The organism is Sphingobium sp. SA916, assembly GCF_002894065.1.
In the GTDB taxonomy this organism is placed as follows: Bacteria; Pseudomonadota; Alphaproteobacteria; order Sphingomonadales; family Sphingomonadaceae; genus Sphingobium; species Sphingobium fuliginis.
The window spans coordinates 15,301-35,313 of record NZ_LXYF01000024.1 but is presented as its reverse complement, the minus strand read 5'-3'; the positions used below and the strand labels follow the sequence as shown (position 1 = coordinate 35,313).

Annotated in this window: 21 protein-coding genes; 11 read left to right on the top strand and 10 right to left on the bottom strand. The window is 66.6% G+C overall.

Going from position 1 to position 20,013, the window contains the following annotated elements; translation table 11 throughout:
• Positions 1 to 37: 37 nt before the first annotated feature.
• Together ubiB and A8G00_RS05125 are read right to left on the bottom strand one after the other, a co-directional pair.
• Positions 38 to 1,579 carry a 2-polyprenylphenol 6-hydroxylase gene (gene ubiB, locus A8G00_RS05130; RefSeq protein WP_044661614.1) on the bottom strand — a complete coding sequence of 514 codons (1,542 nt, stop codon included), beginning with the start codon at positions 1,577 to 1,579 and terminating at the stop codon, positions 38 to 40.
• 49 nt (positions 1,580 to 1,628) lie between these two features.
• Positions 1,629 to 2,360: a class I SAM-dependent methyltransferase gene (locus tag A8G00_RS05125; RefSeq protein ID WP_025551633.1), complete on the bottom strand. Its 732-nt coding sequence runs from the start codon at positions 2,358 to 2,360 to the stop codon at positions 1,629 to 1,631.
• Positions 2,361 to 2,485: 125 nt separating this feature from the next.
• On the opposite strand from A8G00_RS05125, the gene mutM reads away from it, so the two are divergent.
• The 6 genes from mutM to A8G00_RS05100 all read left to right on the top strand — a co-directional run bounded on the left by mutM (position 2,486) and on the right by A8G00_RS05100 (position 7,187).
• Positions 2,486 to 3,298, top strand: a complete 813-nt coding sequence (gene mutM, locus A8G00_RS05120) for a bifunctional DNA-formamidopyrimidine glycosylase/DNA-(apurinic or apyrimidinic site) lyase (protein WP_103000228.1) — start codon at positions 2,486 to 2,488, stop codon at positions 3,296 to 3,298.
• A 119-nt stretch (positions 3,299 to 3,417) separates the two neighbouring features.
• Positions 3,418 to 3,681 (top strand): 30S ribosomal protein S20, encoded by a 264-nt coding sequence (rpsT, locus tag A8G00_RS05115; protein ID WP_007687699.1) that lies wholly within the window; start codon positions 3,418 to 3,420, stop codon positions 3,679 to 3,681.
• Between the two features lie 442 nt (positions 3,682 to 4,123).
• Entirely contained in the window at positions 4,124 to 5,539 is a 1,416-nt protein-coding gene (gene dnaA / locus A8G00_RS05110) for a chromosomal replication initiator protein DnaA (protein WP_025551638.1), read from the top strand.
• Positions 5,540 to 5,715: 176 nt separating this feature from the next.
• The gene (locus tag A8G00_RS05105; RefSeq protein ID WP_099186235.1) at positions 5,716 to 6,324 is read left to right on the top strand and encodes a peptidylprolyl isomerase; all 609 of its coding nucleotides are present in this window, start codon (positions 5,716 to 5,718) and stop codon (positions 6,322 to 6,324) included.
• 294 nt (positions 6,325 to 6,618) lie between these two features.
• Complete coding sequence (locus tag A8G00_RS25035; RefSeq protein WP_165363329.1) at positions 6,619 to 6,795, top strand: hypothetical protein; 177 nt, start codon at positions 6,619 to 6,621, stop codon at positions 6,793 to 6,795.
• Between the two features lie 38 nt (positions 6,796 to 6,833).
• Entirely contained in the window at positions 6,834 to 7,187 is a 354-nt protein-coding gene (locus A8G00_RS05100; RefSeq protein ID WP_048577015.1) for a hypothetical protein, read from the top strand.
• 152 nt (positions 7,188 to 7,339) lie between these two features.
• On the opposite strand, the gene A8G00_RS05095 is transcribed toward A8G00_RS05100, so the two are convergent.
• Together A8G00_RS05095 and A8G00_RS05090 are read right to left on the bottom strand one after the other, a co-directional pair.
• Positions 7,340 to 8,347 carry an LD-carboxypeptidase gene (locus A8G00_RS05095; protein WP_172451794.1) on the bottom strand — a complete coding sequence of 336 codons (1,008 nt, stop codon included), beginning with the start codon at positions 8,345 to 8,347 and terminating at the stop codon, positions 7,340 to 7,342.
• 20 nt (positions 8,348 to 8,367) lie between these two features.
• Positions 8,368 to 8,811 (bottom strand): cupin domain-containing protein, encoded by a 444-nt coding sequence (locus tag A8G00_RS05090; protein ID WP_061936472.1) that lies wholly within the window; start codon positions 8,809 to 8,811, stop codon positions 8,368 to 8,370.
• A gap of 125 nt (positions 8,812 to 8,936) precedes the next feature.
• Between A8G00_RS05090 and dapE the strand changes: the two genes are divergently transcribed.
• The gene (gene dapE / locus A8G00_RS05085; RefSeq protein ID WP_025552008.1) at positions 8,937 to 10,079 is read left to right on the top strand and encodes a succinyl-diaminopimelate desuccinylase; all 1,143 of its coding nucleotides are present in this window, start codon (positions 8,937 to 8,939) and stop codon (positions 10,077 to 10,079) included.
• Positions 10,080 to 10,254: 175 nt separating this feature from the next.
• Here dapE and A8G00_RS05080 read toward each other — a convergent pair whose 3' ends face one another.
• The 4 genes from A8G00_RS05080 to A8G00_RS05065 form a co-directional block, all read right to left on the bottom strand.
• Positions 10,255 to 11,934, bottom strand: coding sequence for a bifunctional diguanylate cyclase/phosphodiesterase (locus tag A8G00_RS05080; RefSeq protein ID WP_103000226.1), 1,680 nt, complete (start codon positions 11,932 to 11,934; stop codon positions 10,255 to 10,257).
• 95 nt (positions 11,935 to 12,029) lie between these two features.
• Positions 12,030 to 12,563: a Smr/MutS family protein gene (locus A8G00_RS05075; protein ID WP_103000225.1), complete on the bottom strand. Its 534-nt coding sequence runs from the start codon at positions 12,561 to 12,563 to the stop codon at positions 12,030 to 12,032.
• Between the two features lie 12 nt (positions 12,564 to 12,575).
• Entirely contained in the window at positions 12,576 to 13,832 is a 1,257-nt protein-coding gene (locus A8G00_RS05070; RefSeq protein WP_103000224.1) for a murein transglycosylase A, read from the bottom strand.
• Entirely contained in the window at positions 13,829 to 14,485 is a 657-nt protein-coding gene (locus A8G00_RS05065; RefSeq protein ID WP_044661622.1) for a Tim44/TimA family putative adaptor protein, read from the bottom strand. Before A8G00_RS05065 ends, A8G00_RS05070 begins: the two co-directional genes overlap by 4 nt.
• A gap of 188 nt (positions 14,486 to 14,673) precedes the next feature.
• Between A8G00_RS05065 and secB the strand changes: the two genes are divergently transcribed.
• The 4 genes from secB (at position 14,674) to A8G00_RS05045 (ending at position 18,737) form a co-directional block, all read left to right on the top strand.
• Complete coding sequence (gene secB / locus A8G00_RS05060; protein ID WP_025551907.1) at positions 14,674 to 15,171, top strand: protein-export chaperone SecB; 498 nt, start codon at positions 14,674 to 14,676, stop codon at positions 15,169 to 15,171.
• Positions 15,172 to 15,289: 118 nt separating this feature from the next.
• Entirely contained in the window at positions 15,290 to 16,879 is a 1,590-nt protein-coding gene (murJ, locus tag A8G00_RS05055; RefSeq protein ID WP_103000223.1) for a murein biosynthesis integral membrane protein MurJ, read from the top strand.
• 4 nt (positions 16,880 to 16,883) lie between these two features.
• On the top strand, positions 16,884 to 17,888 hold the full coding sequence (gene trpS, locus A8G00_RS05050; RefSeq protein WP_103000222.1) for a tryptophan--tRNA ligase: 1,005 nt from the start codon (positions 16,884 to 16,886) through the stop codon (positions 17,886 to 17,888).
• Between the two features lie 198 nt (positions 17,889 to 18,086).
• Positions 18,087 to 18,737 (top strand): DUF4136 domain-containing protein, encoded by a 651-nt coding sequence (locus tag A8G00_RS05045; RefSeq protein WP_025551911.1) that lies wholly within the window; start codon positions 18,087 to 18,089, stop codon positions 18,735 to 18,737.
• Positions 18,738 to 18,891: 154 nt separating this feature from the next.
• Here A8G00_RS05045 and A8G00_RS05040 read toward each other — a convergent pair whose 3' ends face one another.
• Together A8G00_RS05040 and A8G00_RS05035 are read right to left on the bottom strand one after the other, a co-directional pair.
• On the bottom strand, positions 18,892 to 19,377 hold the full coding sequence (locus A8G00_RS05040; RefSeq protein WP_025551913.1) for a hypothetical protein: 486 nt from the start codon (positions 19,375 to 19,377) through the stop codon (positions 18,892 to 18,894).
• Positions 19,374 to 19,844, bottom strand: a complete 471-nt coding sequence (locus A8G00_RS05035; protein WP_025551915.1) for a copper chaperone PCu(A)C — start codon at positions 19,842 to 19,844, stop codon at positions 19,374 to 19,376. Before A8G00_RS05035 ends, A8G00_RS05040 begins: the two co-directional genes overlap by 4 nt.
• Positions 19,845 to 20,013 lie beyond the last annotated feature (169 nt).

Below are 20,013 nucleotides of genomic sequence, written 5' to 3'. Positions count from 1 at the left end.
CGTGCCCGACGGCGGGCTCGCAACCAGCAACCGGGCGTCACCAAAAGGTCGTAGCCGCCGCCATCGCGCCCGCGCCGGCCATCCCCGCCAGCAACGCCACGAGCATATAGCGCCAGCCGCTGCCCACCCGGATCAGCCTGACCTCCGTCAGGGGCGGCGGAGGGGGGGCGCCGCCCTTTTCCGGAAAGGCTTCCTCGATCCGCTTCACAAGGCCCGGCAGGCGCTGCAAGATCCGGACATTCTCGATCAGCGCGTCGGCGGCCTTCGCCTCCGGCCCCAGTTCGGCGCGCAGCCATTCCTTCACATAGGGGCCGCTCGTCTCCCACAGGTTGATGTCGGGGTCGAGCGCGGTCGCGACGCCCTCCACCATCACCATCGTCTTCTGGAGCAGCAGCAGGTGCGGCTGGGTCTGCATGTCGAAATCGCGGGTGATGGCGAACAGGCCGTCCAGCATGCCGCCGACCGACAGTTCGCGCACCGGCTTGCCCCGCATCGGTTCGCCCACGGCTCTGAGCGCGGTGGCGAATTCCTCTACATTGTGATGGCCCGGCACATATTGCGCCTCGAAGTGAATTTCCGCCACGCGGCGGTAATTGCCGGTGATGAGGCCGTAGAGGATTTCCGCCAGCCACATCCGCGCGCGCCGGTCGATGCGGCCCATGATGCCGAAGTCGATCGCGACGATGTCGCCATTGGCGGTGACGAACAGGTTCCCCTGATGCATGTCGGCATGGAAGAAGCCTTCGGCGATCGCCTGGCGCAGGAAGGCGTTGACCAGCCTTGCCGCGATTTCCTTCACATCATGGCCGGCGGCGATCAGCGCGTCCCGGTCGGAGATCTTGACCCCGTCGATCCACTCCATCGTCATGACCTTGCCGGTCGTGCGGTCCCAGTCGATGGCGGGCACGCGATAGCCGGGCATGGCCTCCATCGCCTCGCCCAGTTCCGAAGCCGAGGCCGCCTCCCGCCGCAGGTCGAGTTCGCGCGCGGTCCAGCGCTTCATGTTGGCGATGACGAGGCGGGGGCGGAGGCGGGCCACTTCGCCGCCCAGCATCTCGACATGGGCGGCGGCCCATTCATAGGTCTGGATGTCGCGGTTGAACTGGTCGATGACGCCGGGGCGGATCACCTTCACCGCGACATCGCGCCCGTCCGTCGTCACCGCGCGGTGCACCTGCGCGATGGAGGCGGCGCCCACCGGCACCTCGTCGAAGCGGCTGTAGAGAGTTTCCAGCGGCCGCCCGAAGCTCTGCTCCATCTGCGCGCGGATGGTGGCGAACGGCACGGGGGGCAGGGCGTCCTGCAGGCGCAGCAGGTCGTTCGCCGCATCCTCCCCCACCAGGTCGGGGCGCGTCGCCAGCGTCTGGCCCAGCTTGATCGCCGCCGGGCCGATGGACTGGAAGGCGTCGGCATAGCGCGGCTGCCGGGGCACCCGCGCGCCCAGCCGCGCCACCCGCACCAGCCGCCGCACCGGCGTCGGCGTCAGCGGATCGCGCTCGATCCCGGTCAGCGCGCCATGCCGCGCCAGGGTGCGGCCCCATTTCAGCAGCCGCCAGATATGCGTGAGGTGGGAAGGCATCGCTATTTATGCCCTTCCCCTGCGGGAGAAGGACGTGACGGGCGCCCCATCAGATTTTCCACCCGCTATGGATCGCCACCAGCCCGCCCAGGATCGGTTCCACCTTCGTCTGCACGAAGCCGGCGTCGCGGATCATCCGCTCGAACGCCGGCATGGGGGGGAAGCGGCGGATCGATTCGATCAGATAGCGATAGCTGTCCTCATCGTCGGCCAGCAGCTTGCCGAGCCTGGGCACCAGCCGGTGCGAATAGACGTCATAGACGTCGGAAAAGCCCGGCCATGTCGTGGTGGAAAATTCCAGGCAGAAGAAGCGCCCGCCGAACTTCAGCACCCGATGCGCCTCGCGCAGCGCCCTGTCGACATGGGTCACGTTGCGGATGCCGAAGGCGATCGTATAGGCGTCGAACGCCCGGTCCGCAAAGCTCAGCTCCTCGGCATTCTGCTCCGACCAGATGAGGCCTTCCAGCCCCTTCTTCCTCGCCCGATCGACGCCCACGGCCAGCATTTCGGGATTGATGTCGGAAACCGTCACCCGCGCGCCATGGCGATGCATGCGGAAGGCGATGTCCCCGGTGCCGCCCGCCATGTCCAGGATAAGCTCGTCCCGGCGCGGCTTCACCCGGCTGACGAACTGGTCCTTCCAGAGCCGATGCGCGCCGCCCGACATGGCGTCGTTCATCAGATCATATTTGGACGCCACATTTGAGAAGACGGCGCGGACCATCCCCTGTTTTTCGGCGGCTTCGACATCGCGATAGCCAAAGGAAGCGGTTTCACTCATGGGCGCACGCTCTAGAGCATTTTTCCGGGGAGAGGAAACCTCCGAGATCGGGTAAAATGTCCATGGCGCGCCGCATGCGGCAAGAGGCCTGTTGCCGGGCGGTCCGGGGCGCTCCATAGAGGGCCATGCCCGAACTTCCCGAAGTCGAAACCACCGTCGCGGGCCTGCGATCGGTCCTGCAGGGCTCGCTCCTGACGCGGGTCGAGCCGCGCCGCGCCGACCTGCGCTTTCCGATACCCGTCGACCTGCGCCAGCGGCTGACCGGCGCCACCGTCACCGGCCTGTCGCGCCGCGCCAAATACGGCCTGATCGACACCGACCGCGGCGACACGCTGATCTTCCACCTCGGCATGTCGGGCCGCTGGCGAATCGATCCGGCGGAGATCGGGCCGCATGACCATCTGTTGATCGGGACCGGGGGAGGGCGGCTTCTGTCGCTCAACGACCCGCGCCGCTTCGGCTCGCTCGACCTGGTCCGCAGCGAGGCGTGGGAGGCCCATAACCCCTTCACCCGCATGGGACCCGAGCCGCTGGGGCCGGATTTCACGGCCGATGCGCTGGCCGCCGCCCTCAAGGGCAAGGCGACGTCGATCAAGGCCGCGCTGCTCGACCAGCGCATCGTTGCCGGGCTGGGCAATATCTATGTCTGCGAGGCGCTCCACATGGCCGGCATCGCCCCGACGCGCGAAGCGGGCCGGATCGGCCGCGCCCGCCTCGCCCTGCTGGTCGACGCGATTCGGGAGGTGCTGACCGCCGCCATCGCCGCGGGCGGATCGACGCTGCGCGACTATGCCCGGCCCGACGGCGAACTGGGTTATTTCTCCAAGCAATGGCGGGTCTATGGCCGCGAGGGGGAAGCCTGCCATTGCGGCACGCCCATCAGGCGCCGCGTGGATGGGGGCAGATCGACCTTTTTCTGCCCGAAATGCCAGAAATAGCGGGGCGCTCAGCGGTTGACGCAACCCCTGTTCCCCTGTAAGGGGCGCACCTTCACGAGAGCCGGTTGGGGATTCCGATGGGCTCCTTCACGAGATTTGACGAGAACCGAGGACAGTAAATGGCCAATACGCCGCAAGCCAAGAAGCGCATCCGCCGCAACGCCCGCCGCGCCGAGATCAACGGCGCCCGCATCAGCCGGATTCGCACCCTGGTGAAGAAGGTCGAAACCGCCCTCGCCGCCGGCGACAAGGCTGCCGCGACCACGGCGCTTCAGTCGGTCCAGCCGGAACTCGCCCGCGGCGTCGCCCGCGGCGTGCTGCACAAGAACACCGCGGCCCGCAAGTTCGGCCGCCTGACGAAGCGCGTCAGCGCGCTCGGTTAAGACCCAGCCACTTTCCAGCTCGTCGGTCAGAACAGGCCCGCCCCGCAGTCGATGCGGGGCGGGCTTTTTCATGTTTCATTCACCAAAAGGTCATTTTGGAGGAAGCCCCGATTTCCGGCGATTCTCCTTCGATTCGAGAGGGGGGAGGGTCCGGAGGCGAGAATAATATATTGAAATCGCTGGGTAATTTTTCAAACCGGCCTTTTCTGCGGGGTTTGCCGAGTCAACGGCTTTATTTCACATTTTTGACTGGCAGCGCCCTTGATCCGGCGAAGCAGGCCTGTCTATTTTGATCCTCCGGCCGCCACTCGAATCGAATTTCCGGCGGTCATCAGATGGTTGGTTGATGCACGAGATTCGGGAAGGCGGGGCTTTTCCGGAACGGGTCTCTGCGTCGCATCGCCCCTGCCTATGGGGTGCAGTTGATGGGGGTCGACTGTTTATGAAGGATATTACGGCAGTGATTGGAAGTTTGAGCGGTCTCGACACGCAGCAGAATGCGCGCCTGGAGACTGCCTGGGCGACCATTCGCGCCGGGCTGCGCCGCGACATTGGCGCGCGCATGTTCGACCAGTGGCTGAAGGCCGCGCAACTGGGCGATTATTGCCCCGAATCGCAGACGCTGGACCTGTTGTTCGCTTCCGACTTCACGGCCAATTTCGTGTCGGGCCAGTTCGGGGATCGGCTGCGCATGGCATGGCGCTGCGCCGGCGCCGGCGTGCGCGAGGTGCGCCTGCGCCGCGCCCCCAATGCGGTGGGGCCCCGGGTTCTGGAACTGCCGCCGGCCGAGGCCCTTGCCGTGAACGACGGCGGGGTGGCGGACGATCAGGCCCCCGCATCGAATTTCCAGCCGCGCCACAGCTTCGACCAGTTCGTGACCGGCGAGACCAATCATCTCGCCTTCTCCGCCGCGCAGGCCATGGCGGGCAGGAGCCAGCCGCGTTTCAGCCCGCTTTTCATCCATGGCGGCACCGGGCAGGGCAAGACCCATCTGCTCCATGCCATCGCGCAGGGCTTCTCCGCGCATTCGCCCTCAGCCCCCGTGCTCTACATGTCGGCCGAGCGGTTCATGATGGAATTCGTGAACGCGATGCGGGCGAACGAAACGATGATGTTCAAGGCGCGGCTGCGCGCGGCGCGGCTGCTGCTGATCGACGACATCCAGTTCATCGCCGGCAAGGGTTCGACGCAGGAAGAGTTTCTTCACACGATCAACGACCTGATCGATTCGGGCGCCCGCATCGTCGTGACCGCCGACCGTGCGCCGCAGATGCTGGACGCGATCGATGCGCGCATCCTCTCGCGCCTCGCCGGCGGGCTGGTGGCCGACATCCGTCCCGCCGGGCTCGACCTGCGCCTCGCGATCCTGGAGGCCAAGCGCGCCATTGCGGGCGACCCGCCGGTTCCGGACGCGGTGGTCGATTTCCTGGCGCGGTCGATCCGTTCCAATGTGCGCGAGTTGGAAGGCGCCTTCAACAAGCTGATCGCCTATGGCCAGCTCACCGGTCGATCGATCGACCTGGAGTTCGCGCAGGCGATGCTGGCGGACGCGGTGCGGGCCAATGCCCGCCGCATCACCGTCGACGAGATCCAGAAGGCCTGTGCCGCGCATTACAAGATCGACGCGGCGGAAATGCGTTCCAAGCGCCGGGCGAGGGCGGTCGCCCGTCCGCGCCAGGTGGCGATGTATCTGGCCAAGAAGATGACGCCGCGTTCCCTGCCCGAGATCGGCCGTATCTTCGGCGGGCGCGACCATAGCACCGTGATCCACGCGGTGCGCACGATCGAGGAATTGCGGCAGAGCAATCCGGACATAGACGCGGACATCCGCGCCCTGCAGCGCCAGTTGGAAGGCTGACAGGCGGGCGGCTTTGGATTAGAGCCAATCGACATTCAGATGATGACGAGCCGAAAATGGTGGTTTTCCGTGACCCGGAGCGCAGCGTACTCAAGGTACGTGAGCACCGGAAGCACGGAAAAGCGTCATTTGCAGGCCGTCAGGGCTGAATGTCGATTGGCTCTAGGCTTCGCGCCATGATCCGACAACTCGCCCTGTTCCTGGCCGCCCTCTTCTCCCTTGCTCCCGCCCTTGCCCAGAGCCCTGCTGCTGCTCCGCCGCCTGCCGATGTGCGGGTTGCGCTCGACACCGGCGCCGGCCGCATCCTGATCGCGGTGCATGTTGCGCAGGCGCCGGCGACGGCGGCGAATTTCCTGCGCTATGTCGATCAGAAGCGGCTGGACGGCGCCAGCTTCTACCGCGGCGTCGGTTCGGCCGACTATGGCTTCGTGCAGGGCGGGGCGCAGAACGATCCCAAGCGCATCCTGCCGCCGGTCAAGCATGAGCCGACCAGCCAGACCGGCCTTACCCATGATGATGGCGCGCTCTCCATGGCCCGCTATGCGCCCGGCAGCGCGACCGGGGATTTCTTCATCGTGCTGGGCAAGATGCCCGGCATGGACGCGCATCCCGAAGCGGCGGGCGACAATCAGGGCTTCGCCGTCTTCGCCCATGTGATCGAGGGAATGGATGTCGTGAAGACGATCCTCGCCGCCCCCAAATCCCCCACGGCCGGCGAGGGCGTGATGAAGGGGCAGATGCTGGAGCGGCCGGTGACGATCCTGACGGCGCGCCGCCTTCCCTGACGCTGACCTTGGCCCTGACGCTGACCTTGGCCCTGACGCTGGCCCTGAGAGCGGATGATGGAGGGCGGAAGGCGAATGATGGGGGCATGGCTTGTTCGGGACGAGTCCTGTCCCTGTTGGAAAATCGCGCCGCCTGAGCCGGGCTCCTGCTCTTGCGGCAGCGCGGCTGGCCCGATGCCGCTGCATCGTTAACCATATTCGCCGGGCCGCCTCCAATGAGGGATGCCCTGCGCGGTCGGCTCTATGCCTTGCCGCTTTCCCCTTTAAGATTCAGCTTTTTGCGGAGAGCAAGCCATGCAGGTCGACAGCAACGACACCCTGTCCGAACGGGCGGAGCTTCACTTCCTCGCGGCGCTGGTCGATGAACTGATGCGCAAGCTGCTTCATTCCGGCGTGCTCAGCCAGGCCCAGCTCAACGAGATCGAGCAGCAGGTCTCCCATCGCGTCGGGCACAGCCCCCGCGCCTGGTAGGCCTGTTCTGCCGAGGCCGCTTGCGATAGCATCGTGGGATGCGCGTCCTCACGGCACTCCTCCCCCTTGCGGCCTTCCTGGCCGGGCCGGCCTGGGCGCAAGCCTCCGACCGGGCGGGGCATTATTATCTGCGCGGCGTGATGGAGACGGGGTCCGAACTGATGCTCCATCCGGACGGCCGCTTCCAATGGTATCTGGTCTATGGCGCGCTGGACCTGTTCGCGGAGGGGCGGTGGGCCGAGAGGGACGGGGCCGTCATCCTCACTGCCGAAAGGACGAAGGACGTGCCCGAACCCGGCTTCCGAACGCTTGTCCTGAAAGTCGAGGACCGGTCGCTCGTCCCGCCCGATGGCCGCGGCGCCTATGTCAGGCCCGCCGACGACAGGGACTGACCCCCGGCTGCATGTCGGCCGTTCTTCAGGGCGCGCTGCGTTGAAGCGGGCGCCGGTCGCGCGCTCCGGGTTCCTGCCCTCGCATCCTTTCAGGCGGAAGCCGGTTCCCGCCCTTCGCCGGGGTCGGGACAGGCCTTTCTGCACGATGCTCCCTAGCGGACCGCCGGTTCCAGCAGGCGGATCGTTCCCGCGTCGGCGTCGATTTCCGCCCGGCAGCCCACCGGCAGGCTGAACTGGCTGGCGACATGCCCGAACAGCGCGCCCTGGAAAGCGGGGACGCCAAGGGGCGCCAGATGCTGCCGCAACACCTCCGCCAGGGTGAACCCGCCATAGGAGGCGCCGCTGGGGCCGCAATCGGTGCATTGCCCGAACACCACGCCCGCCACCCTGCCCAGAAGGCCGGCCAGCGCCAATTGGGTCAGCATCCGGTCGATCCGATAGGGCTGCTCGCTCACATCCTCGATGAACAGGATCGCGCCGTCGAAATCCGGCAGCCACGGGGTTCCCATCAGCGTCGAAAGCACGGTCAGGTTTCCGCCCAGCAGCCGCCCGCTGGCCTTTCCGCCCCGGAAGGTCAGGATGCGCCCGCTGCGCTGCACCAGCCGGTCCTCATGCCCGTCCGGATTGGTCATCAGCGGTGTTGCTCCATCGAAGGCGACGGCGCGGAAGGCATCCCAGGAAAAGCGCGGCCAACTGCTGGCCGCATTGGGCCCGTGGATGGTGACGAAGCCGGCCCGCGCCGCGAAGGCGAGATGCAGCGCGGTGATGTCGGAAAAGCCGATCAGCAGCTTGGGATTGGCCCTGATCTTCGCGAAGTCCAGATAGGGCAGGATGCGCGCGCAGCCCCATCCGCCCCGGGTGGCGAAGACGGCGCGCACCTGCTGATCGGCGAACATGGCGTTGACGTCGGCTGCGCGGTCGGCATCCGTCCCGGCCAGATAGCCGTAGCGTTCGACCAGATGCCGGGCGGGCCTGGGCACCAGCCCCATGGCGACGATCGTTTCCTTGACCAGATCAAGGTCGAAGCTGTCGTCGGTAAAGCCCGCCGGCTCGATCAGGCCCACGCTGTCGCCGGGGCGCAGCCGGGGCGGCTTCACCACGCCCGCAAGGGGCGCGGTCGAAAGCCCGGGAGCCGCCATCGCAGCGCCCAGCGCGGCCATCAATGCCCGCCGGTCCAGCCTCAAAAACTGCTTCCATTCTTGCGGCGGTAGCTGCCCTCGACCCACTGCATGTCGATGTCGGGATAATGCGCATCGCCCAGCGGAACGCGCCCGACGACCAGGAAGGCGCAATCCTCGCCGCTTTCATTCACCAGATGATGGCCATTGGGATCGCCCTTCGGGAAGGAGGCCATGTCGCCGCCGTGCAGCGCCGTTCGGCTTCCTTCCTCGATCAGCATCGCTTCGCCGCTCAGCATGACGAGGAATTCGTCCTCATCCTCATGCCAGTGCCGTTGGGAGGATGCGGCGCCGGGCTTCAGAACCACATGGCTGATGCCGAAATCGGAAAGGCCGGTCGCCGGTCCCAGCCTGCGCACCCATCGCCCCGCCACCGCATCCGCATATTCGGGCGGATAGCCCGTCCGATCGGTCTGTTCGATGGCGGCAAGGTCGATCCTGGGCATGACATATCCTCCTGCCGGGGGCGGCGCCGGCGGTCCCGCCAGCTTCAAAATGCGCGCTGTGCGCCACCGCATTTTGCGAGCCGCTGACTGTTTCAGCCAGCTTCAAAATGCTCTAACGCAACCCCATGAACAAGACCAGCGCCGATGCCAACCCGATCGACATAGCCGAGAAGCTGATCGCCTGTCCCTCCGTCACGCCGGCCACGGGGGATGTCTTCGCCGTGCTGGAGGCGATGCTGAAACCGCTGGGCTTTACCGTCGACCGCTTCCTGGCGGGGGAGGCGCCGGACGGCCCGGTGGAAAATCTGCTGGCATGGCGGACGACGGGGCCGGGCAGGCATTTCGCCTTTGCCGGGCATCTGGATGTGGTCCCGCCGGGCAATGGCTGGGCGAGCGATCCCTTCCGGCCGGAGGTTCGCGGCGAGTTGCTCTACGGGCGCGGCGCCGTCGACATGAAGGGCGCCATCGCCGCCTATGTCGCCGCCCTGCACCACCTGCCCGAAGACCTGCCCGGCACGATCAGCCTGATCATCACCGGCGATGAGGAAGGCGCGGCCGTGCATGGCACGCTGGCCCTGATGGAGCGGATGGCCGCCCATGGGCTGCGTCCCGACCTTTGCCTGGTGGGCGAGCCGACCTCCTCGCAGCGGCTGGGCGATGTCATCAAGATCGGGCGGCGCGGATCGGTCAACATGTGGATCCATGTCGACGGCGTGCAGGGCCATGTCGCCTATCCGCATCTGGCCGACAATCCGATCCCGCGCCTGATCCGCATCCTGTCCGCCATCGATGCGCTGGTGCTGGACGAGGGCAATGACTGGTTCCAGGCGAGCAATATCGAGATCACCAATCTGGATGTCGGCAATCCGACGACCAACGTCATCCCCGCCGCGGCGCAGGCGCGCATCTCGATCCGTTTCAACAATGAACATGGCGGCGCGGAACTGGTCGACCGCATCACCGCCATCGCCGCGGCCGAAGGGGGCAGGGTGGAAGCGAAGATCAGCGGCGAACCCTTTCTGACGGAGCCGGGCATGCTGTCGGACATGGTCGCGGGCGCGATCCGGGACGTGACGGGGGTGGAGGCGGACCTGTCGACCACGGGCGGCACGTCCGACGCGCGCTTCCTCTCGCGCCTGTGCCCGGTGGTGGAATTCGGCCTCAACAATGCGACCATGCACAAGCTGGACGAGGCGGTGGCGCTGGCCGACCTGCGCGACCTCACCGAAATCTACCGGCTGGTTACGGCGAAGGCGCTGGCGAGCTAGGGCATCGTGCGCAAAAGTGGGAACCGGTTTTGGGCTTAAAAGGATGCGGCAACAAAAGCTTGGAGCGTTGCGCGGAACGGCCTGTCCCGGTCCTGTCGAAGGGCAGGAACCCGGTCATGACGGACGGGAATGAAATCCCGCCCCATGAGGAGCGGGATGCGCATGGCCATCCGCTTCAGACGGAGCGATGCCGGACCAGCGGCGCGGGCGCGGCGAAGCGGGCGAGATAATCCTCCTCCCCCATGGGCCGGGCCAGATGATAGCCCTGGAACAGCGTGCAGCCGATCACGCGCAGCATTTCCATCTGCGCCTCTGTCTCCACCCCCTCGACCACCACTTCCATGCCCAGTCCCTGGATCAGCCCGACGACGGCGCTGCAGATCGTGCGCGCTTCGGCCGAAACGGCGATGTCGCGGACGAGCGAGCGGTCGATCTTCACCCGGTCGACCGGCAGTTCGCGCAGCCGCGAGAGGTTGGAATAGCCGGTCCCGAAATCGTCGATGGCGATGCGCACGCCGTCGCGCCGCAGGGCGCGGATCTGGTCCAGCGTCCGCGACTTCATCTCCATCGCGAGCGATTCCGTGATCTCCAGTTCCAGCATGATCGCCGGGGCCTGATGCGCGTCTATCGCATGGCGCAGGCGCATGAAGAAGTCCGCCTGCCCCAGTTCGCGGGAGGAGATGTTGATCGCGATCCGCTGCCTCACCCCGGCCTGCGCCCAGCGCGCCGCCGTTTCGCACACGCGGCTCATGACCCAGTCGCCCAGCGCCACGATGGCGCCGCTTTCCTCCGCAATCGGCACGAAGGAGCCGGGCATCACCAGATCGCGTTCCGGATGCACCCAGCGGATCAGCGCTTCGGCGCCGATCGCCCGGCCGCTGGAAATTTCGATCTGCGGCTGGAATTCGAGGAGGAACTCGTCCCGTTGCAGGCCCAGCAGCAGGTCGCGCTCCAGCTCCGCGCGGTCGGCGGCTTCCAGCGCCAGTTCGGTGGTGAACATCTCGGCCCGGTTACGGCCCTGATGCTTGGCATGATACATGGCGATGTCCGCCGATCGCAGCAGCGCGGGCAGCGTGTCGCCATGTTCGGGATAGCAGGCGACGCCGATGGACGCGCCCAGGTCGATATGCTGGCTGCCGAGGTCGAAGCGTTCGCGCAGCGCGAACTGGATGGCGCGGGCAATGCGGCCGGCCGTGTCGAGATCGGGCATGCTGGGGACGAACAGGGTGAATTCATCCCCCGCCAGGCGGCCGATCAGGCAATCGCCCGCGCCCGCGCTGGCCTGCGCCATGGCGACTTCGCGCAGGCGGCCGGCAACGCGCGCCAGCAACTGGTCGCCCGCCGCATGGCCCAGCGTGTCGTTCACGCCCTTGAACCCGTCCAGGTCGATGAAGAACAGGGCCGCAAGCCCTTCTTCGCTGCGTTCCGCCAGCAGCCGTTCGACCTGCCGGCAGAAGCTGGCGCGGTTGGGAAGGCCGGTCACCTGATCGAACAGCGCCAGCGCCTGCACATGGTCCAGGTTCGTGCGGACCTGGCTGAACAGGCTTTCCATCGCCACGGACAGGTCGGGCAATTCCCGGCCTATGTCCCGCGGCACGGCGGATTGCAGGTCGCCATGGGCCGCCGCCAGCAGGCGTTCGGTCGCACCGTCGATGGCGCTGGCGGTCGTGGCCACGGTACGGCGGGCGGAGGCCCAGCTGAGCGTGCCGCACAGGATCGCGATGATGAGGGAGCGGCCGATGCCGTCCATGTCGGTCGCCTGCCCCTGCCCAAGGACCAGGGACAGGATGAACACCAGCGCCCCCGCGGCGCAGGCGAAGGCAGTGGCGCGGCTCGTCAATGTCACGCCCTGCATGAGTCTCCCTACCCCCGCCAGTCCGGCGTTGGACTGGATCAGTGGGATATGAAGGACAGTGGTTAAGAAAAGGTCAGTGAATCAGTCCGAAAGGCTTATTTTTTGCGCCGCAGGATGACGTAGAGCGCGCCGTCGCCGCCATGGCGCCGATGCGCGATCCGCACGCTGGCGATGCGGTCGGCATAGCTGCTGGTTTCCAGCCAGTGACCGATCTCGCCGCGGATGGCGCCCCGCCGCGAACCGCCGCTGGCGGAGGGGCTTTTCGGCGGTTTCCCGGTGACCACCAGCAATATTCGCACGTCCCTTGCCCAGGCCGAGGCCAGCGCCTGGTTAAGCTGCGAATGGGCCGCCGACAGGCTGTGGCCGTGCAGGTCTATGGTCATGTCCAGGGTCAGATTTCCGCTACGGATTCGGCGCTCCCAGCCCGAATCCAGAGTGGCTGCGGGAGTGCGCGCCGGGACCGTCGTGACTGCCTGAACGGAGGGAGCCGTTAACCCTGTCCCGTCCTTTGCGGGGGTTGGCGGCGTCGGAAGGGAAGAGATGCGCGCGCCCGGCCTCAGCGGCCTTACGGAGCGGGTCAGCGCCGTCCAGAGCGCCTGTTCATCGGAGGTGAGACCGCGTCGGGGCATCGCAGCATGATGTCAGGGCTGCTGACCCAGGCGCGCCGCCGACCCGAGCGGCAGCAGGATCAGCGCGCTGCCCCGCGCCGACATGCCGCCCGCGATGCTGCGCGCATTGCTGCCGGCGCCCCAGAAGCTGTCGAAGCGGTTTGCGCCCTTGATCGCGCCGCCGGTATCCTGCGCGATCCAGATGCCATTGGGTTCCGCCCGGTCCAGCGAGAGCAGCACCGGCGCGCCCAGCGGCACATAGCGGGGATCGGCCGCCACCGTCGCTTCGGGCGTCACGGCGACGCCCATCGCGCCCAGCGGGCCGGCGCCGGTCAGTTCCCGGAAGAAGACGAAGCTCTTGTTCTCGTTCATGATCGCCGCGCCCTCGGCCGGATGGGCGCGCAGATATTGCATGATGTCCTGCATCGACCCGGCCTGGATGAGGCCGCGATCCTTCATCAGCTTGCCGATGCCGGTATAGTCGCGGCCATTCTGCCCGTCATAGCCGATCCGCATCACGCCGCCGTCGGGCAGCAGCAGGCGGCCGCTGCCCTGCACCTGGAGGAAGAAGAATTCCACCGGATCGGCGGCCCATGCCAGTTCCAGCCCCTTGCCGGCGAGCGACCCCGAAACGATTTGCGACCGTTCGTCGAACGGCACCAGATTGCTGCCGTCCACCTTGCCGCGAATGGTCTTGCCCTTCAGGCTGTCGCTGAACTGGCCCAGATTGACGTCGATGAGCGTGGGCGGGCGGCGGTAGATCGGCACCTCGTAACCGGGCTGCCGCGTGCGCGAGCCCGTGATTTCCGGCTCATAATAGCCGGTGACGAAGGCCTTTCCGTCGCCCACCTGCACCGCTTCGAAATAGCGGGCGAAAAATTCGCCGGCTGACGCCTCCGGCCAGCTCGACGCGGCGGCGCAGGCGCTGTTCCAGTCCGTGCCGCGCGTCAGTCCGCTCTGGTCGCCCCGCCGCATCAGCGAAGGGCAGGAGAGGCGGAACGCCTGCAACGCCTTGCGCGAACGCTCGCCCGACGGAATGAGTTCGGTGATGGCCGGGCCGGGGGCGATTCCGGCGCTGACGGCATTGGCTGTATCGGCCGGCGCGGTCGCGGGAGGCGTGACCGGCACGGGCGGACGGGGGGTGGCGGGAACGGGGCGGGTTGCGGTCTCACCGCCGCGAGGCGGCCTTGAGGGCGCAGGCCCACCCGCGCCGGGCGGAATCACGCCGCCGGCGCAAGCGGACAGCAGCAAAGCCGCGGCCAGCGCGCCCCACGACTGACGAAGGCTCATGCCGCCTCGTCGGTCTCGCTGAGCTTCCAGTTGGGATCGGTGCTGCGCAGGTCGCGCGTGAAGGTCCAGATGTCGTTGGTGCCGACAGCGTCGGTCAGCGAACCGGCGACGACATTGCCGTCGCGGTCGCGGGTGACGGCGGCGATGTCCGCCTCGAAACGCAGGGAAATCTCCGCCATGCGGCCCGTGACGCCCGCGTCGACGATCTGCACCTTTTCCATGCGGACCAGGCGGTTGTCGAGGACATGGCCCTCCGCCTCCCGCGCCGCGATCGCTTCCTCGAAGGAGGCGAGAACATCGGCATCGCAAAGCCATTCCAGTTCCTGCCGGTCGCCGCGCCAGAACGCCTCCAGCACCATCTTGTAGGCGGCCTTGGCGCCCTCCACGAACTGGGGCACGTCGAAGCTGCGGTCGGCCGCGATCAGCGCGCGGACGCCCGCTTCGCCGCCGGGAGCGATCAGCCCGTCCGACAGCCGCACCGAATCGCCCGCCATTTCCGGAACCGGGCGCGGCTGCACGATCGTCACCTTGGCGCGTTCCTCCGCCGGGCGAAGCGCAGGCTCCTGCTCATGCCCGGTCCGCTTGCCGAGCACCGAATAAAGCCGCAACGCCAGAAAGCCGGCAATCATGGCGAGGATGACGATCACATACACGGGGTCAGGCACCCTTTGGACTGAATCTGAAACTGTAACGCAACCAACATAGGCATGTTTCCCCGCATATTCAAATGGCCGCTTTTCATGTGCCGCATTGCCCCCTCCTGCCGCCCCTGCTAAGCGCGCGGATCGACATGCGCGGACATTCCGCCCGCCAGGCAAACCTTAAAAACCAGGGAAATGAGATGGCCGAGGAAGCCGATACCATTCAGACCACCGGCAATGGCGCCGACAATGGCCCCCAGATCGCGCTGATCAGCCAATATGTGAAGGACATGTCCTTCGAAAACCCCAATGCGCCCGCCGTCTATCAGTGGCAGGACCAGCCGCAGATCGACGTGCAGTTCAACATCGGCGCCGACAAGGTGGGCGAGGAAGTCGTCGAAGTATCCCTGAAGATCGAGGTCAAGGCCACCGCGCCGCAGGGCACCGCCTTTGCCGTGGAACTGGTCTATGCCGCGATCTTCGGCATGCGCAACGTGCCCGAGGACCAGATGCAGCCCTTCATGCTGGCCGAAGCGCCGCGCCTTCTCTTCCCCTTCGCCCGCCGCGTGCTGGCCGACGCGATCCGCGACGGCGGCTTCCCGCCGCTGTTGCTCGATCCCATCGATTTCGGCGGCCTCTATGTCCAACAGGCGCAGGCCATGGCGCAGACCGCAGGCGAGCCGGCCGGCCACGCCTGAGTCCGGGAATGATCCATCCCCCCGTTCGGGCTGAGCGTGTCGAAGCCCGCCACTTTCTTCCGATGAAGAAGTGCAGCCCTTCGACAAGCCAAGGGCGAACGGGAGGAGGGGTTTTGCCATGAAACTCGCCAGGGCCCTTGGTTCCGTGGGCGGGCTGACGCTCGCCAGCCGGGTGCTGGCCCTTGTCCGCGATTCGCTGGCGGCGCGCTATGTCGGCGCGGGATTCGCGTCGGACGCCTTCAACGGCGTCGCCTTCCGCCTGCCCAACATGTTCCGCGCCCTCTTTGCCGAGGGCGCCTTTTCCGCCGCCTTCATCCCGATGTTCAACCGCAAGGCGGCGGGGCCGGGTGGGGTCGCTGACGGCTATCGCTTCGCTGAGCGGGCGCTGGCCGTGCTGCTGCCGGTGCTGGTCGTCTTCACCGCGCTGCTGATCGCGGCGGCCTGGCCGATCACATGGGCGCTCTCCGGCGGCTTTTCCCGCCAGAACCCGACGCCGGAGCAATTCGCCTTCGCGGTGACGCTCTCGCGGATCACCTTGCCCTATCTGGCGCTGATCAGCCTTGCCTCCCTGCTGGGCGGCATATTGAATTCGCTCGACAAATTCTGGGTGAATGCCGCCGCGCCGATCCTGCTCAACATCGCCATGATCGCGGGGCTGTGGCTGTTCCACGGCGCCGACGAATATGAAACCGCGCGGGTGCAGGCGATTTCCGTCACCGTGGGCGGGGCGCTGCAATTGCTGTGGCTGATCTGGGCCTGCCGCCGGGCGGGCGTGTCGATGAAGCTCAAGCGCCCGCGACTGGACGCGGATGTGAAGGAACTGCTCCGTCTGATCGTGCCGGCGGCGGCGGGGGCCGGGGCTTCGCAGATCAACCTGCTGATCTCCACCGCCCTGTCCGGCTGGCTGCTCGCCTCAGGCTCCATCACCTATATCTATTATGCCGACCGGCTGAACCAGTTGCCGCTGGGGCTGATCGGGATCGGCCTCGGCACCATATTGCTGCCGACCATTTCCCGCCTGCTGTCGACGGGCCAGGAGCAGGTGGCCATGGACACGCAGAACCGCGGCATCGAACTGGCGCTGTTCCTGACCCTGCCCGCGACCGTCGCCTTCATCACCGTGGCGGAACCGATCGTGCGGGGCCTGTTCCAATATGGCCGCTTCACCGCGCTGGATGCGGAGCGCTGCGGCTGGGCGCTGTCCGCCTTTTCCATCGGCCTGCCATCCTATGTCCTCGTGAAGGTGCTGACGCCCGGCTATTATGCGCGCGGGGACACCAGGACGCCGGTCCGCTATGCGATGCTGTCGATCCTCATCAACATCGTCGGGAACATCGTCCTGATCCCGCTGATGGGCCATGTCGGGCCGCCGCTGGCGACGGCGCTGTCCTCCACCGTCAATGTGGCGATGCTCTATTCGACGCTGGTGAAGCGCGGCCATTTCGCCGCCGACGGGCAGTTGCGGCGGCGCCTGCCCCGCCTCGCCGTGGCGGCGGTCGTGATGGGCGGGGCGCTCTATGCCGGCGAAGGGCTGCTCGATCCATGGCTCGGCGGGGCGATGGTCCAGCGCTATGTGGCGCTGGCGGTGCTTGTCGGCGCGGGAATCGCGCTGTACGGGGTGGCCTGCTTCCTTACGGGCGCCTATCGGCTCTCGGACCTGAAGGCGCTGATGCGGCGCAAAAGTGCAACCAAGACAGAGAACGGATAGAAGAATGCGCGTCCTTTCCGGCATCCAGCCGACCGGCAATCTGCACCTGGGCAATTATCTGGGCGCGATCCGCAACTGGGTGCGGATGCAGGACGAGATGGACAGCGGGAGCCAGTGCTTCTTCTTCCTGGCCGACATGCATTCGATCACCGTGCATGAAGGGCGCGAGCAGCGTATCCGCAATGTCCGCGACATGGCCGCCGCGCTGGTCGCCGCCGGGATCGACCCGGACCGCTCCGTCCTCTTCAACCAGGCGCGGGTGCCCGCCCATGCGGAACTGTGCTGGCTGCTGAACGGCACGGCGCGGATCGGCTGGCTCAACCGCATGACCCAGTTCAAGGACAAGGTAGGCAAGGACCGCGAGGGCGCCTCCATCGGCCTGTTCGTCTATCCGGTGCTCCAGGCGGCGGACATCCTGGTCTACAACGCCACCCATGTGCCGGTGGGGGAGGACCAGAAGCAGCATCTGGAACTGGCGCGCGACATCGCCACGAAGTTCAACACCGATTTCGGCGTGGAGCTGTTCACCCTGCCCGATCCGATCATCCCCAGGGAATCGGCGCGCATCATGTCGCTGCGCGACGGCACGGCGAAGATGTCCAAGTCCGACCCGTCCGACATGAGCCGCATCAACCTGACCGACGATGACGATGCGATCATGCAGAAGGTGAAGAAGGCCAAGACCGATCCCGAACCGCTGCCGGACAATGCCGGGGGGTTGGCCGGGCGTCCGGAGGCGAACAATCTTCTCGGCATCTATGCGACGCTGTCGGGCATCAGCGTGGACGCGGTCTGTGCCGAATTCGCCGGCAAGGGCTTCGGCGCGTTCAAGCCGGCCCTGGGCGAACTGCTGGTGGAAACGCTCCGCCCCATCCGTGCGCGGTTCATGGAATTGCGCACCGACGACGCCGCGCTGGACGCCATCCTCGAAAAGGGGGCGGCCAAGGCGTCGGCGGCTGCCGCGCCCACTTTGCGGGCGGCCTATGACGCGATGGGACTGATGCGCTGATGCCGCAGGGGTCGCCAAAGCGGCGGCCCTTTCCGGTTCGTGACGGAATAATCCATGCCGCGGCGTCGTACGGATGGCAGGACATGGTTTGCGCCCGTTCGCCCGTTACGTGCGTTCAAACGATGTTCAGTTGCGTTTTGCCATGGCAGGACGCAAGATGTTTGGCAGGCGAAGTGCCTGGTACAGGACGCAAGAAAAATGACCCGTTTCAAAAAGATCGGCTTCCTCGCGGCGCCCGCTTTGGCGCTTGTGGCGCTGTCAGGCTGCGCGAGTTCCTTCAAGGCGGATGTGGCGCGCTTTCAGCAGCTTCCGGCTCCCGCCGGCCAGAGCTTCACCGTTGTCGCGGACGATCCGCGCCTGGCGGGCGGCCTTGAATTTTCGCATTATGCGGACCTCGTCAGCCAGCGTCTGACCCAGACCGGCTATGTCGCCGCCGGCGATCCCGCGCGGGCCGACCTGATCGTGCGCGTGGCCTATGGCGTCGACAATGGGCGCGAAAAGGTGCGATCGACCGGATTCGGCAATCCCGACCCGTTCTTCTACGGCGGTTGGGGCTGGCGGGGCCGCTGGGGCCGCCCCTGGGGCTATGGCTTCTATGACCCGTGGCTGTTCGGGCCCGGCGGTTATAATGACGTGACCAGCTACACCGTCTATACCGGCGACCTCAGCATGAAGATCGACCGCGCCGCCGACAATCGCCGCCTGTTCGAGGGCAAGGCGCAGGCCCAGTCGCTTTCCAACAAGCTGACCTATCTGGTGCCGAACCTGATCGATGCGATGTTCACCGGCTTTCCGGGCCAGAATGGCGAGAATGTGAAGATCACGCTGCCGCCCGAGAAGAAGGGCTGAGCGGCTTTCCTCAGGGCGGCTCCCAGCCATGCCCCTTTGCCCGGCGGTCGAGGATCGCCGGGCTTTTCTTCTGGAAAGCGCGAGGGTCGCCGGGCGGTCCATCGCACCGGGCCGCCCGTCTCGCTGGAGCGCCTTCGCCGGAACATGGCGCGAATCACGGTCCGTCGTCGACCCCTTGCCGGCCGGCGAAGGGCAGCAGCGCCTCATAGACCGGAAGCGGCGGCTTGCCGTGCACGGAAACCCCGCGGCGCAACAGGAACGCATGCCGCACGATCTCCGCCTGCTGCTCCAGGCCGTAGCGGCGGAACGGCTTTCCCGGCACGATCTCATAGCCGTAGCGGCAGAAGGGATGGCGCATCAGCGGCAGATACCATCTGCCGCCCCGCTGCGCCTGCCAGACATGGGTCATTTCATGGATGAAATGTCCCTGGACGTGCAGGGGGCTGTCGCAGAAATCAGGGCAGAACAGGCCGCTTTCCGGATGAAACCAGAGGTCGCCGTCGGGCGCCATGGTGACTTGCCGCGGCTGGAACGGCCACCATTTGCGATCATGCACCCGCACCCGCCGATAATCGATGGCGGCGGCGAACACCGACCGGGCCAGGGCGGTTTCAGCCTCGGTCAGCGGACGTCCGGTCAATGCGCCTCATGCTCCTTTTGCGGGGGAACGGGAGCGGCGGCGCCGGGCTTCTGGATGATGGCGTCGACCAGCAGGCGGTCGCCATTGGCGAGCAGGAAAGTGAGCGTCATCCTGCCGCGGCCGATCGCCGTGTCGTTGACGCCCCAGAGCATCAGATGCTTGCCGCCCGGCGCGAAGGCGACCGTGGACCTGGCGGGGATGGGGACGCTGTCGAGCGGCTTCATCGTCATCCTGCCGCCCTCGCTCATGCTCTCGTGCATCTCCACCTTCAGCGCATAGTCGGTGAGCACGCCGCGCAGCGCCGTGTCCGCATCGCCGCCATGGGCGATGAAATAGCCGGAGGACGGCATGTCCTTGTTGGGGCTGAGCCGCACCCAGGCCTGATCGACATAGGTGGGCGCGGGATCGCCGCACGCCGTGAGCGCAAGCGGGGCGGCAAGGGCGATTAGGGGGTAAAATGCGCGCATGGGCAAAGGCTTCCTCAATGTCCCGTTTCCGATCGTTTCCTGGAGGTAATCGTCACAGCTTCTTGTGCCAAGCGAAAGCACGCCTATATCCCTTGCGCAAACGCCCTTGCCTTGGCGCTTTCGTGAGGTATGGGGCCGTCAACCGCTGAATATGATTTGGGGTTCAAAG

What these genes read in the sequence shown, in the direction of transcription:
- A8G00_RS05035 (WP_025551915.1), bottom strand. Translation starts at nt 19,844, where the DNA reads ATGCGCGCATTTTACCCCCTAATCGCCCTTGCCGCCCCGCTTGCGCTC.
- A8G00_RS05105 (WP_099186235.1), top strand. Translation starts at nt 5,716, where the DNA reads ATGATCCGACAACTCGCCCTGTTCCTGGCCGCCCTCTTCTCCCTTGCT.
- A8G00_RS05045 (WP_025551911.1), top strand. Translation starts at nt 18,087, where the DNA reads ATGACCCGTTTCAAAAAGATCGGCTTCCTCGCGGCGCCCGCTTTGGCG.
- A8G00_RS05070 (WP_103000224.1), bottom strand. Translation starts at nt 13,832, where the DNA reads ATGAGCCTTCGTCAGTCGTGGGGCGCGCTGGCCGCGGCTTTGCTGCTG.
- murJ (WP_103000223.1), top strand. Translation starts at nt 15,290, where the DNA reads ATGAAACTCGCCAGGGCCCTTGGTTCCGTGGGCGGGCTGACGCTCGCC.
- A8G00_RS05125 (WP_025551633.1), bottom strand. Translation starts at nt 2,360, where the DNA reads ATGAGTGAAACCGCTTCCTTTGGCTATCGCGATGTCGAAGCCGCCGAA.
- A8G00_RS25035 (WP_165363329.1), top strand. Translation starts at nt 6,619, where the DNA reads ATGCAGGTCGACAGCAACGACACCCTGTCCGAACGGGCGGAGCTTCAC.
- dapE (WP_025552008.1), top strand. Translation starts at nt 8,937, where the DNA reads ATGAACAAGACCAGCGCCGATGCCAACCCGATCGACATAGCCGAGAAG.
- trpS (WP_103000222.1), top strand. Translation starts at nt 16,884, where the DNA reads ATGCGCGTCCTTTCCGGCATCCAGCCGACCGGCAATCTGCACCTGGGC.
- A8G00_RS05080 (WP_103000226.1), bottom strand. Translation starts at nt 11,934, where the DNA reads ATGCAGGGCGTGACATTGACGAGCCGCGCCACTGCCTTCGCCTGCGCC.
- dnaA (WP_025551638.1), top strand. Translation starts at nt 4,124, where the DNA reads ATGAAGGATATTACGGCAGTGATTGGAAGTTTGAGCGGTCTCGACACG.
- rpsT (WP_007687699.1), top strand. Translation starts at nt 3,418, where the DNA reads ATGGCCAATACGCCGCAAGCCAAGAAGCGCATCCGCCGCAACGCCCGC.
- A8G00_RS05075 (WP_103000225.1), bottom strand. Translation starts at nt 12,563, where the DNA reads ATGCCCCGACGCGGTCTCACCTCCGATGAACAGGCGCTCTGGACGGCG.
- A8G00_RS05100 (WP_048577015.1), top strand. Translation starts at nt 6,834, where the DNA reads ATGCGCGTCCTCACGGCACTCCTCCCCCTTGCGGCCTTCCTGGCCGGG.
- ubiB (WP_044661614.1), bottom strand. Translation starts at nt 1,579, where the DNA reads ATGCCTTCCCACCTCACGCATATCTGGCGGCTGCTGAAATGGGGCCGC.
- A8G00_RS05090 (WP_061936472.1), bottom strand. Translation starts at nt 8,811, where the DNA reads ATGCCCAGGATCGACCTTGCCGCCATCGAACAGACCGATCGGACGGGC.
- A8G00_RS05095 (WP_172451794.1), bottom strand. Translation starts at nt 8,347, where the DNA reads ATGGCCGCGCTGGGCGCTGCGATGGCGGCTCCCGGGCTTTCGACCGCG.
- secB (WP_025551907.1), top strand. Translation starts at nt 14,674, where the DNA reads ATGGCCGAGGAAGCCGATACCATTCAGACCACCGGCAATGGCGCCGAC.
- mutM (WP_103000228.1), top strand. Translation starts at nt 2,486, where the DNA reads ATGCCCGAACTTCCCGAAGTCGAAACCACCGTCGCGGGCCTGCGATCG.